The sequence below is a fragment of the Xenorhabdus thuongxuanensis genome (assembly GCF_001908095.1).
In the GTDB taxonomy this organism is placed as follows: domain Bacteria; phylum Pseudomonadota; class Gammaproteobacteria; order Enterobacterales; family Enterobacteriaceae; genus Xenorhabdus; species Xenorhabdus thuongxuanensis.
This window is the reverse complement of record NZ_MKGR01000019.1, coordinates 19,226-36,735: the sequence shown is the minus strand read 5'-3', so window position 1 is coordinate 36,735 and position 17,510 is coordinate 19,226. Positions and strand designations below refer to the sequence as shown.

At 44.7% G+C, this 17,510-nt stretch carries 15 protein-coding genes; 9 read left to right on the top strand and 6 right to left on the bottom strand.

The genetic code is table 11. The features are described 5' to 3' along the window. The first annotated feature begins 10 nt into the window (after positions 1–10). The 4 genes from mlaC to murA all read left to right on the top strand — a co-directional run bounded on the left by mlaC (position 11) and on the right by murA (position 2,725). A complete protein-coding gene (gene mlaC / locus Xentx_RS12580; RefSeq protein WP_074020578.1) occupies positions 11–640 on the top strand; it encodes a phospholipid-binding protein MlaC in 630 nt (209 codons plus the stop codon). A 1-nt stretch (position 641) separates the two neighbouring features. Further along, a complete protein-coding gene (gene mlaB, locus Xentx_RS12575; RefSeq protein WP_074020577.1) occupies positions 642–995 on the top strand; it encodes a lipid asymmetry maintenance protein MlaB in 354 nt (117 codons plus the stop codon). A 155-nt stretch (positions 996–1,150) separates the two neighbouring features. After that, the gene (ibaG, locus tag Xentx_RS12570; RefSeq protein ID WP_074020576.1) at positions 1,151–1,405 is read left to right on the top strand and encodes a BolA family iron metabolism protein IbaG; all 255 of its coding nucleotides are present in this window, start codon (positions 1,151–1,153) and stop codon (positions 1,403–1,405) included. A gap of 57 nt (positions 1,406–1,462) precedes the next feature. Then, positions 1,463–2,725, top strand: coding sequence for a UDP-N-acetylglucosamine 1-carboxyvinyltransferase (gene murA / locus Xentx_RS12565; protein WP_074020575.1), 1,263 nt, complete (start codon positions 1,463–1,465; stop codon positions 2,723–2,725). A 77-nt stretch (positions 2,726–2,802) separates the two neighbouring features. On the opposite strand, the gene degS is transcribed toward murA, so the two are convergent. From degS to zapG, 3 genes are all read right to left on the bottom strand, one after another. Continuing rightward, a complete protein-coding gene (degS, locus tag Xentx_RS12560) occupies positions 2,803–3,864 on the bottom strand; it encodes an outer membrane-stress sensor serine endopeptidase DegS (RefSeq protein ID WP_074020574.1) in 1,062 nt (353 codons plus the stop codon). A 161-nt stretch (positions 3,865–4,025) separates the two neighbouring features. After that, the gene (locus Xentx_RS12555; protein ID WP_074020573.1) at positions 4,026–5,402 is read right to left on the bottom strand and encodes a Do family serine endopeptidase; all 1,377 of its coding nucleotides are present in this window, start codon (positions 5,400–5,402) and stop codon (positions 4,026–4,028) included. 281 nt (positions 5,403–5,683) lie between these two features. Beyond that, complete coding sequence (gene zapG, locus Xentx_RS12550) at positions 5,684–6,082, bottom strand: Z-ring associated protein ZapG (RefSeq protein ID WP_074020572.1); 399 nt, start codon at positions 6,080–6,082, stop codon at positions 5,684–5,686. A 347-nt stretch (positions 6,083–6,429) separates the two neighbouring features. Between zapG and zapE the strand changes: the two genes are divergently transcribed. The 5 genes from zapE (at position 6,430) to sspB (ending at position 10,201) form a co-directional block, all read left to right on the top strand. Beyond that, positions 6,430–7,557, top strand: a complete 1,128-nt coding sequence (zapE, locus tag Xentx_RS12545; protein ID WP_074020571.1) for a cell division protein ZapE — start codon at positions 6,430–6,432, stop codon at positions 7,555–7,557. A gap of 237 nt (positions 7,558–7,794) precedes the next feature. After that, entirely contained in the window at positions 7,795–8,223 is a 429-nt protein-coding gene (gene rplM / locus Xentx_RS12540) for a 50S ribosomal protein L13 (protein ID WP_011148147.1), read from the top strand. A gap of 15 nt (positions 8,224–8,238) precedes the next feature. After that, complete coding sequence (gene rpsI, locus Xentx_RS12535; protein ID WP_045959780.1) at positions 8,239–8,631, top strand: 30S ribosomal protein S9; 393 nt, start codon at positions 8,239–8,241, stop codon at positions 8,629–8,631. A gap of 427 nt (positions 8,632–9,058) precedes the next feature. Next, positions 9,059–9,700: a stringent starvation protein SspA gene (gene sspA, locus Xentx_RS12530; protein ID WP_074020570.1), complete on the top strand. Its 642-nt coding sequence runs from the start codon at positions 9,059–9,061 to the stop codon at positions 9,698–9,700. A gap of 3 nt (positions 9,701–9,703) precedes the next feature. Further along, positions 9,704–10,201: a ClpXP protease specificity-enhancing factor gene (gene sspB, locus Xentx_RS12525; RefSeq protein ID WP_074020569.1), complete on the top strand. Its 498-nt coding sequence runs from the start codon at positions 9,704–9,706 to the stop codon at positions 10,199–10,201. 127 nt (positions 10,202–10,328) lie between these two features. On the opposite strand, the gene Xentx_RS12520 is transcribed toward sspB, so the two are convergent. From Xentx_RS12520 to gltB, 3 genes are all read right to left on the bottom strand, one after another. Then, on the bottom strand, positions 10,329–10,835 hold the full coding sequence (locus Xentx_RS12520) for a hypothetical protein (RefSeq protein ID WP_074020568.1): 507 nt from the start codon (positions 10,833–10,835) through the stop codon (positions 10,329–10,331). A gap of 319 nt (positions 10,836–11,154) precedes the next feature. Continuing rightward, complete coding sequence (locus tag Xentx_RS12515; protein WP_074020567.1) at positions 11,155–12,573, bottom strand: glutamate synthase small subunit; 1,419 nt, start codon at positions 12,571–12,573, stop codon at positions 11,155–11,157. Between the two features lie 10 nt (positions 12,574–12,583). Continuing rightward, positions 12,584–17,041, bottom strand: a complete 4,458-nt coding sequence (gene gltB, locus Xentx_RS12510; RefSeq protein WP_074020566.1) for a glutamate synthase large subunit — start codon at positions 17,039–17,041, stop codon at positions 12,584–12,586. Positions 17,042–17,510: the final 469 nt, after the last annotated feature.

The window sequence follows — 17,510 nt, the reverse complement described above, 5'->3', positions numbered from 1 at the left end:
AATAACACTTATGTTTAAGCGATTACTTATGGTTGCGTTGCTGGTGATTGCGCCATTGGCCAGCGCTACAGATCAAACCAACCCTTACGCATTGATGCAAGATGCAGCGGAAAAAACGTTTAGCCGTTTGAAGAACGAGCAACCACAGATTCAGGCCAATCCAGAAGTTTTGCGCCAGATTGTGCGTCAAGAATTGCTGCCTTATGTGCAGATAAAATATGCAGGGGCACTGGTTCTGGGGCCTTACTACAAACAAGCGACACCTGAGCAGCGTGATGCTTATTTCAAGGCGTTTGAATCCTATCTGGAGCAGGCGTATGGTCAGGCTTTGGCGATGTATCACGGACAAAACTATCAGATTGCACCAGAACAGCCGTTGGGTGATAAGACGATAATAGCCATTCGTGTCACGATTACTGATCCTAATGGACAGCCTCCTGTTCGTTTAGATTTCCAATGGCGTAAAAACAGTAAGACAGGTTATTGGCAGGCTTACGATATGATCGCAGAAGGTGTGAGCATGATCACGACCAAGCAGAACGAATGGGTGGATATCCTGCGTCAGAAAGGTATTGATGCTCTGACAGAACAATTGGCTATCAGTGCGAAAACCCCTATCACTTTAGAAAAGAAAAAGTGATATGGAAAAAGCGACTTTTGATAACGGCATGATGAGTAACGAAAGCGCCAATCAGGGAACTGTTAGCTGGAAAAAAGCCGGTAATACATTGTTTCTGCGAGGCACATTGGATCGTGATAGTCTGTTGCCACTTTGGCAACAAAAAGAGCGAGCTCTGGAGGATATTGACAATATTGATGTTTCTCAACTGGGTCGTGTGGATTCTACGGGATTAGCTCTGTTTGTCCAATTAAAGGGAGAATACCAAAAACGTGGCAGGACACTGACTTTTTCAGGCGTAGGTGAACGCCTGAGCACGTTGATAACGTTGTATGGCCTGCAAGCTCTTTTGGACGATAATCAGCCTAAGGCGTAATTCCTTTTTTTGATCATCAGCGCCCTTGTAAGCTATCAACTTACAGGGGCGTTTTTCTTGGTTTAAGAGTTGCCTGTATTCCATTAGGATAAGCATCTACTATTATTTTTTTAATTTAACGACACTATTTTCTAACGACGAGTGTGAGCAGATTTATGGATACGAATGAAATCAAAAAAGTGCTGATGGAAAAATTGGCACTTGATGAAGTTATTGTTAGCGGTGACGGCAGCCATTTTCAGGTTATTGCCGTTGGCGCATTTTTTGATGGCCTGAGCCGAGTTAAACAACAGCAGGCTGTTTATGCTCCTTTGATGGAATACATCGCTGATAACCGAATACATGCGTTGTCAATCAAAGCCTATACGCCTGCACAGTGGCAGCGTGACCGTAAGCTTCAGGGACTTTGAGGTTGTTTGCCTCGCCGCGAACAGCACACTTTGAATTAAATAAGAGAATCATGACAGATGGATAAATTTCGTGTGAAAGGGCCTACCTGCCTGTCAGGAGAGGTGACTATTTCTGGGGCAAAAAATGCCGCCTTACCAATTATGTTCGCAGCGTTACTGGCAGAAGAACCAGTTGAATTACAGAACGTTCCTGAATTGAGAGATATTGATACCACGATCAAATTGCTTAATCGTTTAGGAACCAGAGTAGAGCGCAATGGTTCTGTTTTTATTGATGCCAGTGAAGTCAATGAATATTGTGCCCCTTATGAACTGGTTAAGACAATGCGAGCGTCCATCTGGGCATTGGGACCGTTGGTGGCACGTTTCGGTCAGGGGCAGGTCTCTTTGCCAGGTGGCTGCGCTATTGGGGCTCGCCCTGTTGATCTCCATATTTCTGGCCTGGAGCAGCTCGGTGCGAAAATCGTGCTGGATGAGGGATATGTCAGAGCCACTGTGGATGGCCGTTTGAAAGGTGCCAGCATTGTTATGGATAAAGTCAGTGTTGGGGCAACGGTTACGATCATGACTGCGGCAACATTGGCAGAAGGCACAACCACCATTGAAAACGCTGCGCGTGAGCCTGAAATTGAAGATACAGCTAATTTTCTCAATATGCTGGGAGCAAAAATCAAAGGTGCAGGCACCGATCGTATTGTGATTGAGGGAGTTGAGCGTTTAGGTGGTGGTGTTCATCGTATACTGCCTGATCGTATCGAAACTGGCACCTTCTTGGTCGCTGCGGCGGTTTCGCGCGGTAAGGTAGTTTGTCGTCATGCGAAACCTGATACTTTGGATGCTGTTTTAGCCAAGTTGCGTGAAGCAGGGGCGGATATCAAAGTGGGAGAGGACTGGGTTAGCCTTGATATGCATGGTCAGCGGCCGAAAGCAGTGACATTTCGTACAGCACCTCATCCGGGCTTTCCAACTGATATGCAGGCGCAATTTAGCCTATTGAATATGGTTGCGGATGGCGCAGGTATGATCACCGAAACCATTTTTGAAAATCGTTTCATGCATATCCCTGAGTTGATTCGTATGGGCGCACGGGCTGAAATTGAGAGTAATACAGTGTTGTGTCATGGTGTTGAAAAGCTATCTGGTGCTCAGGTCATGGCGACTGATTTGCGTGCTTCTGCGAGTTTGGTCTTGGCTGGCTGCATTGCTGAAGGAACGACAGTCGTAGACCGTATTTATCATATTGACCGTGGTTACGAGCATATTGAAGATAAGCTGCGTGGTCTTGGGGCAGATATTGAGCGCATTAAGACGACTGGCTAAACGGAATTGAATATTATTTCTCGTCCACTTGCCCATATTATGGGGGAGTGGACGAGAAAATAGCTGGCGAGAAAAGATTAGTAGCCGTCAAACTCATCGATTGTGACGTTAAGAGTGAGGAAAGTTCCATCGCGTAGTACCGTGACAGGAACAACACTGCCCGGACGAATTTCCGCAACCTTATCCATTGTTTCCACAGGTGAGATGGCTGGCTGGTGATTAACACTGGTAATGATATCTCCCACTTTGATCCCCGCTTTTTCAGCAGGACCATTAGGTGCAACCTGGAAAACGCGTAACCCCTGAATTTGATTGATATTACTGCCTGATGAGCGAATATAGGGTAATTCTCTGGCGGTGATACCTATATATCCCCTGATAACTCGGCCATCACGGATCAATTTCTGCATAATTGTGGTCGCCAGTTTTGTTGGAATGGCAAATCCCAACCCTTCCGGTGTTGAACCAAACTCAGACTTATCGAACGTCAGCGTATTGATGCCAACTAATTCTCCTAGCGTATTGACCAAAGCGCCACCGGAGTTGCCTTGGTTAATTGACGCATCTGTTTGTAGAAAATTCTGGCGGCGTGTTGGACTAAGGCCGACGCGTCCAGTTGCACTGATGATGCCTTGTGTGATGGTTTGCCCCAAATTGTACGGATTGCCGATAGCCAACACGATATCCCCTACGTGAGCCACTCGTTTAGAATTAATTGGGATCACAGGCAGGTTTGTGGCATTGATTTTTAAAACTGCCAGATCTGTTGGGCCATCTGAGCCGACTAGCAGTGCTTCATAAAAGCGCCCATCTTGCAAAGCGACAATAATGGAAGTTGCTTTATTGATAACATGTCGATTAGTGAGAATATAGCCCTGTTCACTCATAATAACACCGGAACCCAAGGGAAGAAGTTCCCGGCTTTCTTGGGAAAAACTGCCCATGCTGCTGCTATAAATATTGACTACAGCAGGAGCAGCCCGACGAACGGCTTTACTGAAACTGAATACCTTATCACTGCTGTTGTTATCGCTCAGGAAATTTTTCAAGCTGCTGGGGCGCAGGGATGGTATAGCGACTAGCAAAATAGCGGCAATCAGTAATCCTATGAGTATAGAGCGAAATAACTTGATCAGCATGACATTATTCAGAGTAGTAATTGATTGAAAGAAGAATAGCATAGAAGTGGACAGACACAGCAGCATCCCGCGTCTGTCGTTTCATCTTTGCAAGTTGTGGCTTGGTTGTGCCACAACTCGAAATCTACTGGGTATAGGTTGTATTTTGTATACTCAATAGATTAATTACGCAGTAAGAGATAAACATTGTCGTCACCACGTAAGACGTTCAATGCGATAATAGCAGGCTTCTCCTCAGTGATCTTGCGTAATTCGCTGAGATTTCGTACACGCACATTGTTGGCACCAATAATTAAATCATCCTTCTGCAAACCCGATATTGCAGCAGGTGAATTCTGGATAATTGAATCCACTTTAATGCCTTGAGTATTTTTTATGGTGGTATTACTCAGGGTTGCACCTTGCAGAGCGATACTCAAGTTTTCTGCTTTCGTTGGCTCTCCATCACTGTTATCCAGTGTAACGGTGACCTCAATTGGCTTCCCTTTACGCAGCAGACCAATTGTGACTTCTTTACCTGGCACTGTTGTACCAACTTTCGCCCGTAGTTCAGCAAAGCTGTTAATTTTCTTGCCATCAAAGGAGATTAATACATCACCTGGTTTGATACCCGCTTTAGCAGCGGCCGATTTAGGAAGAACTTCGCTGACAAATGTCCCTTGTTGTGCTTCAACATTGAGTGCCTTGGCGATGTCTGCTGTCATCTCGGTTCCTTTAATACCGAGTATGCCGCGTTTGATTTCTCCATGGGAAATAAGCTGGGCAGAAAGAGCCTTAGCCATATTACTTGGGATGGCAAAACCGATACCGACATTACCACCGCTTGGTGCGAGGATGGCGGTGTTAATACCGATCAGTTCTCCTTTCAGATTAATCAATGCACCACCAGAGTTACCGCGGTTAATAGGGGCATCGGTCTGGATAAAGTTTTCCAAACCTTCCAGATTCAGGCCACTGCGGCCAAGAGCAGAAATGATCCCGGATGTGACGGTTTGCCCCAAGCCAAATGGGTTACCGATGGCAATAGCATAATCTCCGACGCGCAGTTGGTCGGAGTCAGCGAACTTGATGGCCGTCAGGTTTTTGGCATCTTTCAATTGCAAAAGAGCAATGTCGGTTTGTGGATCACGTCCAAGGAGTTTTGCTGAGTATTCACGGCCATCATTTAATTGAACGCGTATTTTATTTGCATTATTAATGACATGACTATTGGTCAATACATAACCTTTATTGGCATCAATAATTACCCCAGAACCTAACCCTGTGAATGGACGTTTTCTTGGTTCTTGCGGAGGAAATGCAGGCCCGAAGAAGAACTGGAAATCGTCAGGTAACTGGAGCTGTTGGCTTTGTACTTCTGTACCTGAAACATGAACAGTGACAACAGAAGGCAGCACTTTTTCCAACATGGGAGCGAGACTGGCTGATTCTTGAGCAGTCGCAGCAGGTAGGGCTGCATTACTTACCATTGGAGCTGAAGCTAAAGATAGTCCGATACTAATAGCGAGTGCGCTGAGCAATGTATTTTTTCTTTTCATGAATACGTTCTCTTACATACCTAAGCTAGAAAAGGAAATTGTGTTTAAGAGACCTATCCTGTCAGGGTGTTTGCTACTTTAGAAGTCACTTATTCCTGGGATTAGATAGGCCTTAAGCATCATTGTATCAATGCTGTTATGACTCTCAATTATTCAGCAAAGTTCACTAGTAAAGTCTTTTCAATGCGTTTCTTTACAGGTATTTACGTGAATCAAAAATAAAAAAACAAAAATTTTTCCTTTGCCGTGATAGCGATTGTTACCAAGGCAAAGTGCATTAATTATTTATCCTGAATCGGACGGAATAGGCCAGATGCACCCTCAGAATAATCCCGTGGAGGCATATTTGCGGTCACTTTATTTTTCTCGGTTTCGGATTCGCTCAGACGATAATTGAAAGGATTATCCTGTACTGGCATATTGGGCATCAGTTCATTGGAACTTTTAGCCATGTGTTGATACAACTGACGGTAATCGCGCGCCATATTGTCAAGTAATTCAGCGCTACGGGCGAAATGGCTGACCAGCTCTTTGCGGTATTCTTCCAATTCAGTCCGATTTTTCTCCAATTCAGCTTGTAGTGCATTTTGTTGGCGTAGCTTTGAGCTGCCAAAGCGGACAGCCAGCGCGCCGACGATAAAACCGATGATTAATCCGATCAGGGCATATTCCCAAGTCATGGCAACTCCTTTAGTAACATCGTTATTCTGCAAGATGATTTCTGCAATGTTCCAGAGCCTTATCCCATTAGGCAGTTCTGTTTGCAAGGATATACAACTATTGGGATAGACTCTTGGTTCATGATGACCACTATAACCGTTAATTTAGTCAGAGTGGAATATTGATTATTAATTAATTCATTTATCTGTAATCTAATATATTAATTTTATACAGATTTACCAAAGTATGTAGGCAAGGTTCTTATCCAAAAGTATATCTCAATTCAAATCAGTATGAATTGGCATAGCTCTTACCAGTAAATTACGATACACACTGAGAATAAAAAACTTTAAGGATTGTCATTTTCATGTCACCGATTACACCTTCATCTCTCTATCAATCAGCGTTGTCTGAGGGGCAGTATCAACCTGACGAAGTACAGCGTAAAACTGTTGAACGCCTCGATATCATTCATCGTGACCTTATCAAGGTTCAACCGAGCCATACTCCACAAACCAGTGGACTGAAAGGCATATTGGGCAAGTTGTTTGGTCGGCCATCTTCTGAACAATGTCAGCCTGTTCAGGGACTTTATATGTGGGGAGGTGTTGGGCGTGGCAAAACATGGCTGATGGATATGTTTTACCAGAGCTTACCCACTGAGCGAAAATTGCGTCTCCATTTCCACCGTTTCATGTTACGGGTACATGAAGAGTTAACAACGTTACAAGGGCATGAAGATCCTTTGGAGATAATTGCTGATGGTTTCAAGGCGCAGACGGATATACTCTGCTTTGATGAGTTTTTTGTGTCCGACATTACGGATGCTATGCTCCTCGGCACATTGCTGGAAGCCTTGTTTGTACGGGGAATTGCCTTGGTGGCAACATCCAATATCCCACCTGATGAGTTATACCGAAATGGATTGCAGCGTGCGCGATTTCTGCCAGCCATTGAGCAGATCAAAAAATATTGTGATGTTATGAATGTCGATGCTGGTATCGACTATCGCCTACGGACACTGACACAGGCTCATCTCTATTTGACGCCATTATCAGAAAAGAATCGACAAGAGATGCGCCAAATGTTCCTGCGTCTGGCCGGGCGAGAAGGGGAGCCGAATCCGGTATTGGAGATCAATCATCGCGACATGCCTGTAATCAGTAGTGTTGATGGGGTATTGGCAATCCATTTCAAAACATTGTGTGAAGATCCGCGCAGTCAACTGGACTATATTGCCTTGTCTAAGATTTATCATTCTGTTTTGTTGCACGATATGCCGATCATAACGGCATTAAATGAAAATGCCGCTCGGCGTTTCATTGCCTTAGTAGATGAATTCTATGAGCGTCAGGTGAAACTGATCATTAATGCTGACGCACCAATGGAACAGATTTATCAGGGGGAGTTGTTGACGTTTGAATATCAACGTTGTCTGTCTCGCTTGCAGGAAATGCAAAGTGAGGAATACCTGAAACTTCCACATTTACCCTGATTCCTTCGTCCTTTGGGATAATTATTGAATTTGGGGTCGATTTTTTATGATGAGTTCTCTATAATCTTGCGACCCCACGTTACAGCAGGATTTTTTATTTCCCAAAAAACTTGCATTAGTGCCGGCATAGGCTATTCGAAGGGGTAGGTTTGCTGGACATGAGTCGTGTGAACCTCAAAAACAGTTTCTGAACATCGAGTGTTCACCAACGTGTAACTTATAATTGGGTAAGCTTTAATGAAAACTTTTACAGCTAAACCAGAAACCGTAAAACGCGACTGGTATGTTGTTGACGCAGATGGCAAAACTTTGGGCCGTCTTGCAACTGAAGTAGCTCGTCGCCTGCGCGGCAAGCACAAAGCGGAATACACTCCGCACGTTGATACTGGTGATTACATCATTATTGTTAACGCAGAAAAAGTTGCTGTAACCGGCAACAAACGTTCTGACAAAATTTATTATCACCACACTGGCCACATCGGTGGTATCAAGCAAGCGACCTTTGAAGAGATGATTGCCCGCCGTCCTGAGCGTGTCATTGAAATCGCGGTTAAAGGCATGCTGCCAAAAGGGCCACTGGGTCGTGCAATGTACCGTAAACTGAAAGTTTACGCGGGCAGCGAGCACAACCACGCGGCACAGCAACCACAAGTTCTGGACATTTAATCGGGATTATAGGCAATGGCTGAAAATCAATACTACGGCACTGGTCGCCGCAAAAGCTCTTCCGCTCGTGTCTTCATTAAGCCAGGTAGCGGTAACATCGTAATCAACCAACGCAGCCTCGAAGTTTACTTCGGTCGTGAAACTGCGCGCATGGTTGTTCGTCAGCCACTTGAGCTGGTTGATATGCTGAACAAACTGGATCTGTACATCACTGTTAAAGGTGGTGGTATTTCTGGTCAGGCAGGCGCAATCCGTCACGGTATCACCCGTGCACTGATGGCTTATGACGAGACTCTGCGTTCTGAACTTCGCAAAGCTGGCTTCGTTACTCGCGATGCTCGTGAAGTTGAGCGTAAAAAAGTGGGTCTGCGCAAAGCACGTCGTCGTCCACAGTTCTCCAAACGTTAATTTATTGCCACAATTGTGGCAGTGGGTTAAAGTTAAAAACCCGTCATTTTATGGCGGGTTTTTTATTCCTTCAGATTTTTCACTCTTCGATAATTCTCTATTTTTAGCAAAAAAATAGCATTTTTGAGAAATTAATTTCCAGACTCTAATATTTCATCATTAATTCTCAATGTACTTCCCCACAAAATGTGCAAAATCTGGTAGACTAATAACAATTTTTTGCCTTATCCATGAGTTTGCCCGATTTGGCAGAGGTAAAATATATTCCAAGAGATTTTCTTGTTACAGCCGATAAAGCAGTCACCAGGAAATAAAAGGGGATAACCTCGGATAATAAGTGCGAAACAGGATGAGAATATGAGCGAGAATAGCCGCTGTTCATTGAAGGGCTGTTCGTTCCTTTTTTTAGATAAACTTGGAGGTTTTCATGGCTGTCGCTGCCAACAAACGTTCGGTAATGACTCTGTTTTCAGGCCCGACCGACATTTTTAGCCATCAAGTGAGAATTGTGCTGGCGGAAAAAGGGGTTAGCGTAGAGATTGAACACGTTGAAGCGGGTAATTTGCCTCAGGATTTGATTGATTTGAATCCTTATCAATCTGTTCCTACTCTCGTTGATCGTGAGCTGACCCTGTATGATTCTCGCATCATTATGGAGTATCTGGATGAGCGTTTCCCGCATCCACCACTCATGCCTGTGTATCCTGTCGCACGCGGTTCCAGCCGTCTGATGATGCATAGAATTGAAAAAGACTGGTATTCCCTGATGTACAAAATTCAGGAAGGAAGTGTTCAGGAAGCGAATGCTGCACGTAAACAGCTTGCTGAAGAATTGCTGGCAATTGGGCCAATTTTCAGAGAAATGCCTTTCTTTATGAGTGAAGAGTTCAGCTTGGTGGATTGTTATTTATCTCCGCTGCTGTGGCGTTTGCCTGTCTTGGGGATTGAGTTATCAGGACCAGGAGCCAAAGATCTGCAAGTCTATATGCAGCGTGTATTTGAGCGTGACGCATTCTTGGCTTCATTGACGGAAGCTGAACGTGAAATGCGTTTACAATCACGGAGTTAATATATGGAGATGACTCAAATGTCTCCACGCCGCCCCTATCTATTGCGGGCACATTATGAATGGCTGTTGGATAATGACATGACCCCACATATTGTTGTGGATGTTAACTTTTATGGCGTTAACGTCCCGATGGAATATGCACAAAATGGGCAAATTATTTTGAATATCTCGCCGAGAGCGGTTGGCAATTTGCAATTGACGAACGATGAAGTGAGGTTCAATGCCCGATTTGGTGGTGTTGGCCGTCAAGTGACTGTTCCAATGGCAGCTGTGATTGCGGTTTATGCCCGTGAAAATGGCGCAGGAATGATGTTTGAGCCAGAACTTGCCTATGACGCGGATGATATTGCGTCAGAAGAAACGGATCTGCCAGAAGCGGATAATTTGGTGCCGATCCATACTAGTAAGCGTGATAGAAAGGCTTCTCACGATGATGATTCGCCAGATGACGAACCCCCTCAACCGCCAAAAGGCCGCCCAGCCTTGCGCGTCGTAAAATAATTGTTCAAAGCTCATACCCAATAGATTTCAAGTTACTGTCAGAAAGACCGCAGCTTGGAAAGTGAAGGGTTTCGTTAAGATGAAAATAGAGGAGACGTTGATCTCCTTTATTTTTAGCATATTAGCCTTACATGTAACTAAGCACTTTCTCAAATTCCCATATACAGGCTTCGATATTATATTGGTTTTTTCCCCTATTCGATTTTTCCGCAGCTCTTAGGCTATCTATCATTTTCTTGGCAAATGCTCTCTGTTGGCTGAGTCCTCTGATAGTTGGAGGTATATTGCAGATATCAGTGAATGAGAGGGTGCGATGTGATTTTGTCAGTGACAATACCTCTACAGGATTTTCAGTTAAAGCAACTGATAGGGCATTAGTAATTTGCTGAGAAAATTCTGGATGGATATTAGGGGATAGCTTAAAGGCAACTTGCAGCCATTGTTTATCACCGGTCGCAATATTCTGGATAATTTTGTCCTGTTTATGTTCTGCGTTTATCTCTGCTACAACAGAATTTACCCCTCTTTCTTGCACTTGCTGCATAATTTTGGCAGGAGTAGAAAATCTGGCCAGTGAGGGAAAACTCGCTAAGGATATAAAAGAGAAGCAGAGTATCTGGGTGAATAAGCGCATATATTTCTACCTGTTATTATCACTTTAATAGTCTTTACTAATATTTCATTTCTATTTAATTAGTTACGCTAATCAGTTTCCCTTTCGGAAAAGGTAAACCTTATTGCCGTATTACGGTATGGCACTTTTTCTGTGTTGCTATAATGAGCAGGGAATTAAATCGATATATTTGACTTTAGAATATAAGAATAGTCGCATAAATCTCAAAAATACAAGTAATCTGGTAGTAAAAGAAAATAAAAAAATGTTGAGATTTTTATTTGGGGGGATCTTCTCCGACTAAAATGTCGGAGAAGTCATTAGAAAAAAGAATGGAATATTAGATTTCAAGATAGTCGAGGAGACTGAAAGCGGCTTTTCTACCTTCATCAATGGCGGTCACTACCAAGTCAGAGCCACGTACAGCATCCCCACCTGCGAATATTTTAGGATTACTGGTTTGGAAAGGTAGTTCACTGGATTCAGGCGCTATAATGCGACCTTTTTGATCGAGCTTGACTTGATGTTCATCCAGCCAGCTCATGGTGTGAGGTTTGAAACCAAATGCCATGATCACCGCATCGGCTTCTATCAAAAATTCGGAATCTTGAATAATCTCAGCCTGACGACGGCCTTTTTCATCTATGGCACTCAGTTGTGTTTTCACGACCTTGACGCCACAAACCCGTCCTGCACTATTAATCTCAATGCTAATTGGTTGCAGGTTAAAACGAAACTCTACACCCTCTTCTTTAGCATTTTTTACTTCACGACGAGAGCCGGGCATATTTTCTTCATCCCGTCGATAGGCACAGATAACATGGGCTGCACCTTGGCGAATCGAAGTACGGACGCAGTCCATTGCTGTATCACCGCCGCCCAGTACCAGAACACGTTTACCCTTCATATCGACATAAGGTTGTTCAGGTAGAGAAGAGTAACCCATCAAATGACGGGTGTTGGCGATTAAGAAAGGCAAGGCATCATATACTCCGTCAGCGTTTTCATTCTCCAGTCCACCGCGGATGGATTGATATGTACCCACCCCAAGAAATACGGCATCAAATTCTTTGGTGAGTTCAGCCAGAGTGATATCTCGGCCTATCTCTGTGTTTAGACGGAATTCAATACCCATTCCGGAAAATATTTCACGGCGGCGAATTATCACCTCTTTTTCTAGTTTAAAGGCGGGAATACCAAATGTGAGTAAGCCACCAATTTCAGGATGGCGGTCGTAGACCACCACTTGTACGCCATTACGCGTCAGGACATCTGCACAGGCTAATCCTGCTGGCCCTGCCCCAACCACGGCGACACGTTTACCGGTTGGGATGACATGCGACATATCCGGTTTCCAGCCCATCGCAATAGCCGTGTCATTAATATAGCGTTCAATGTTGCCGATAGTGACAGCACCGAAGTCGTCATTCAGGGTACAAGCGCCTTCACACAGGCGATCTTGCGGACAGACCCGCCCGCAGACTTCCGGTAGGCTGTTAGTCTGGTGGGATAATTCCGCTGCTTCGATGATGCGTCCTTCATTGGCGAGTTTTAGCCAATTTGGAATGTAGTTATGTACCGGACATTTCCATTCACAATACGGGTTACCACAAGAGAGACAGCGATCTGCTTGTGCCTGTGCCTGAATTTCAGAAAATGGTTCATAAATCTCAATAAATTCTATTTTTCTGATTTTCAATGATTTTTTAGGAGGATCGACACGTTGTAAGTCGATAAATTGATAAACATTTTGACTCATTATTGACTCCTTACTGTGCCTGAACCCGCAATTCGGCAGAAGAACGGCTACGGTGCCCCAACAACGCATTGACATCACTGGATTTAGGTTTAACCAAAGCAAACTTATTGACCCATTGAGACCAATTTTCCAATATGCTTTCACCGTGTTGAGAGTTTGTCAGACGGACATGTTCGGTGATTAGTCCCCGCAGATGTTCTTTATGAATGGCAAGGGTGTCTATTGAGAGAACTTCTACCAGTTCTGGATTGACGCGTTTGCGGAAGTCATCAAATTCATCAAGTACGTAAGCAAATCCACCTGTCATACCTGCGCCAAAATTTACGCCAGTGCTGCCCAGAACACAGACGATCCCGCCAGTCATATATTCACAGCCATTGTCGCCGATCCCCTCAATAACGGTGATGGCACCTGAATTACGTACTGCGAAGCGTTCACCGGCATGTCCGGCAGCAAAGAGTTTCCCGCCTGTTGCACCATAAAGGCAGGTATTGCCGATAATAGTGGCTGCATTACTTTTAAATGCTGAGCCGACAGGAGGAAGGATAGTAATACAGCCGCCAGCCATACCTTTACCGACATAATCATTGGCATCGCCAATTAAAGTCAGTTCGACGCCGGCAGCATTCCAGACACCAAAACTTTGTCCAGCCGTTCCATTGAAATACAGTTTGATCGGATCGGTAGCCCGCCCTTGATCGCCATACCGAGCTGCAATCTCACCGGAAAGAGAAGCGCCAACAGAGCGATCGGTATTTTGGATATCAAAATAGAACGACTTGCTTTGTGCATTTTCTATATAAGGCATAGCATGGGCGACGATCAATTGATTTAGCGTACCTTGGTCAAAAGGAGGATTACCTTCTGTGCAATGCAACGCTTTGCCGATATGGGGTTCTACCGTTTCCAGTAATGGTTCGAGATTGAGCTTGCTTTGCTTGGCTGAAATTCCCTCAAGTATTTCCAGCAAGTCTGTTCGACCAATTAAATCGGTAAGTTTTTTTACCCCTAATTGTGCCATCAGTTCACGTGTTTCCTGCGCAATAAAGTGGAAATAGTTAATGACTCTTTCTGGCAGGCCGTGATAATGAGATTGACGTAGTTTTTCATCTTGTGTAGCAACACCTGTGGCACAGTTATTTAAGTGACAAATGCGTAAATATTTACAGCCGAGAGCAACCATTGGGCCAGTGCCAAAACCGAAACTTTCTGCGCCTAAAATAGCCGCTTTAATGATATCCATCCCTGTTTTCAAACCACCATCAACCTGAAGGCGGATTTTATGGCGTAATCCATTGGCAACCAGTGCTTGTTGGGTTTCTACAAGTCCCAATTCCCACGGGCAACCCGCGTATTTGACAGAAGAGAGAGGGCTGGCACCTGTTCCGCCATCATAACCGGCAATAGTGATCAGGTCGGCATAGGCTTTGGCGACACCTGTGGCAATGGTTCCTACGCCAGGTTCTGAAACCAGTTTGACGGAGATCAACGCCTGCGGATTCACTTGCTTAAGATCGAAAATCAATTGGGCCAGATCTTCGATTGAATAAATATCGTGATGTGGTGGTGGAGAAATCAGGGTAACGCCCGGAACGGAGTAACGCAATTTGGCAATATAAGGCGTTACCTTATCCCCTGGCAATTGGCCTCCTTCCCCTGGTTTTGCGCCTTGGGCGACTTTTATCTGGATCACATCGGCACTGGCTAAATACGCTGGTGTAACGCCAAATCTGCCGGAGGCAACTTGCTTGATGCGGGAAACTTTCTTGGTACGATAACGAACGGGATCTTCGCCACCTTCTCCAGAATTAGAAAAGCCCCCTAGTGTATTCATCGCTTCTGCCAGCGCTTCATGAGCTTCGGGGCTAAGTGCGCCAATTGACATGGCTGCGGTATCAAAACGTTTGAACAGTGCTTCTGCGGGTTCAACATCTGCAATATTGGTGGGATCACCTTTAGGCACAAGGGCAAGCAGATCCCGCAAGGTGGTGATGGGGCGCCCATTGACCAGTTCGGAATATTTCAGGTAATCACTGTAGTTGCCACTGTGAACAGCGGTCTGCAATGTTTTGACGACATCAGGGTTATAAGCGTGATACTCCCCATTATGGACATATTTCAGCAGTCCCCCTTGATCGATGGAGTGGCGATGCAACCATGCCCGTTTGGCAAGATTCCGCAGATCTTGTTCAAAATCGCTGAAATCTGCCCCTCCAATGCGGCTGACAACACCATTGAAGCAGATATCTGTCACATCCAGGTGTAAACCAACGGCTTCGAACAACTTAGAGCAGCGATAAGAGGAAATGGTGGAGATGCCCATTTTGGACATAATCTTATACAGCCCTTTATTGATGCCGTTGCGATAATTCAGCATCACGCGGGTATATGGCGCATTGATTGTGCCATCATCCACCATTTTTCCCAGTGATTCATAGGCCAAATAGGGGTAAATAGCGGTAGCGCCAAAACCAATCAACACTGCAAAATGATGTGGATCACGTGCACTGGCGGTTTCTACGATCAAGTTAGTGTCGCAGCGCAGGTTTTTCTCAACCAGGCAGTGTTGGATCGCACCGACAGCCATTGGTGCAGGGATGGGGACTCTTTCTGGTGTAATATTGCGATCGGAGAGTACTAATAATACTGCACCATTGCGGGCGAGTTCTTCTGCCCTTTCACATAAAGCTAGCACAGCCTGTTTCAGGGTGATTTCCTGTGAATTGAAAGTCAAATCCAGCGTATCAGCGCGATAATAGGATTCTTGGTGTGTTGTCAGTTGTACGAAATCAGAGTAGAGCAGGACTGGCGATTGAAAGCATAACCGATGAGCTTGTCCTTCCGCTTCACAAAAGACATTCATTTCTCGCCCAATGCGGGTAGCCAGGGACATCACATGAGCTTCACGTAATGGATCGATGGGAGGGTTAGTGACCTGAGCGAATTGCTGGCGAAAATAGTCGTAGATAATACGAGGACGGCTGGAAAGCACGGCAAACGGTGTGTCATCTCCCATTGAGCCGGTCGCCTCTTGAGCATTTTCACCAAGGGTGCGGATAACTTGATCCAATTCCTCATTACTGTAGGCAAACTGCTTGTGATAAGTTGCCAACAGGCGATCATCTAAATCTCTCTGCCCGACTTGTGTTTCCGGCAACTCTTCAAATGGAATCAAACGTTTGACGTTTTTTTCTAGCCATTCTTTATAAGGGTGACGGCTTTTTAAATCATTGTCAGTTTCCGCTGAGTGGAGAATACGTCCTTCATAGGTATCGATAACCATTAACTCACCTGGCCCGACACGGCCTTTCTCGACGACTTCATCGGGTTTGTAATCCCAAATACCGACTTCAGAAGCACAGGTAATCAGCTTATCTTTGGTAATCACATAGCGGGCAGGGCGTAAGCCATTACGATCCAAATTACAGGCGGCATAACGCCCATCAGAAATAACGATGCCGGCCGGCCCATCCCAAGGTTCCATGTGCATGGAATTAAAATCGAAGAACGCACGCAGATCATCATCCATATCAGGGTTATTCTGCCATGCCGGTGGAACGAGCAGACGCATTGCGCGGATTAAATCCATACCGCCATTGAGAAACAGTTCCAGCATATTGTCCAGTGAACTGGAATCGGAACCGGTTTCATTAACAAAAGGTGCAGCAGTATGTAAGTCAGGGATCAGTGGTGTACGGAACTTATAGGCTCGTGCTTTCGCCCATTCTCGGTTTCCCGTAATGGTATTGATTTCCCCATTGTGAGCCAGATAACGAAAGGGTTGTGCCAGCGGCCAGCGGGGAACGGTATTGGTTGAAAAGCGTTGGTGGAACAAACAGATGGCAGACTCCATGCGCAGGTCAGCCAAATCGGGGTAGAAACGCGGTAAATCCGCAGCCATGCACAATCCTTTATAAATTGTGACCAGATTGGACAGGCTGCAAATATAAAAGTCATTGTCAGTGATACGTTTTTCTATACGGCGTCGAGAAACGAACAGGCGGCGTTCCAGATCTTGCGCTCGCCATCCGGCAGGTGCATTGATAAAGACTTGCTCAATGCGAGGAAGGCTTGATAGGGCAATATCACCTAAGATATCGCGATTGATAGGAACTTCCCGCCAACCCACAATAGATAGGGTTTCGTGTTGTAACTCCTGTTCAATAATATCACGGCATAATTGGGCGATTTTGGCATCCTGGCTTAGAAACAACATGCCGACGGCATAATTTTTAGCGAGCCGCCATGACTGCTCACTGGCAATCATTTGAAAGAAACGGTCTGGTTTTTGCATTAACAAACCACAGCCATCACCCGTTTTTCCATCTGCCAGAATTGCACCTCGGTGTTGCATCCGAGCCAGTGCGTATATGGCTGTGCGTACCACCTTGTGGCTTGGCTCTCCTTCAATATGTGCAATTAACCCAAAGCCACAGTTATCTTTTTCCTGCAATCTATCATACAACATTGTAAAGCTCCCCAAGTTCTGTCCGACTCTCACATCACTCGCGAGGTTATCGATATATATTTTTTCTACAGGCGTCTAATTTGCGCCCTCAGTAAAACGCCACTTGTTTTATTGGCATTAACAAGCGGTGAATCAAAATGATGTTATGTTATCTATCACTGCATAAATATGAGCCAGAGGATCATCTGACAGGTGATTTTCAGCGAATTCCCAACTTAACGGTAAAAACAGTGTTGGTCAAATCGTGTTAAAACACGTTTTTTGTTGATAATTTTTATTTAATTTGTTGGTTTTTATAAGTAAATGTCGATTTTTTGTATTTTGTGACTAAGATCATTCCTCTTAAATGATGTGAGTTATATCACTAAAATCACCACATTATCTATTTTGGATATGCTTTAAAAAGCAACCATTTTGATATATTAATCTAAGATTTTATATAAAATTAGATTTATATTGTGTATTTTTT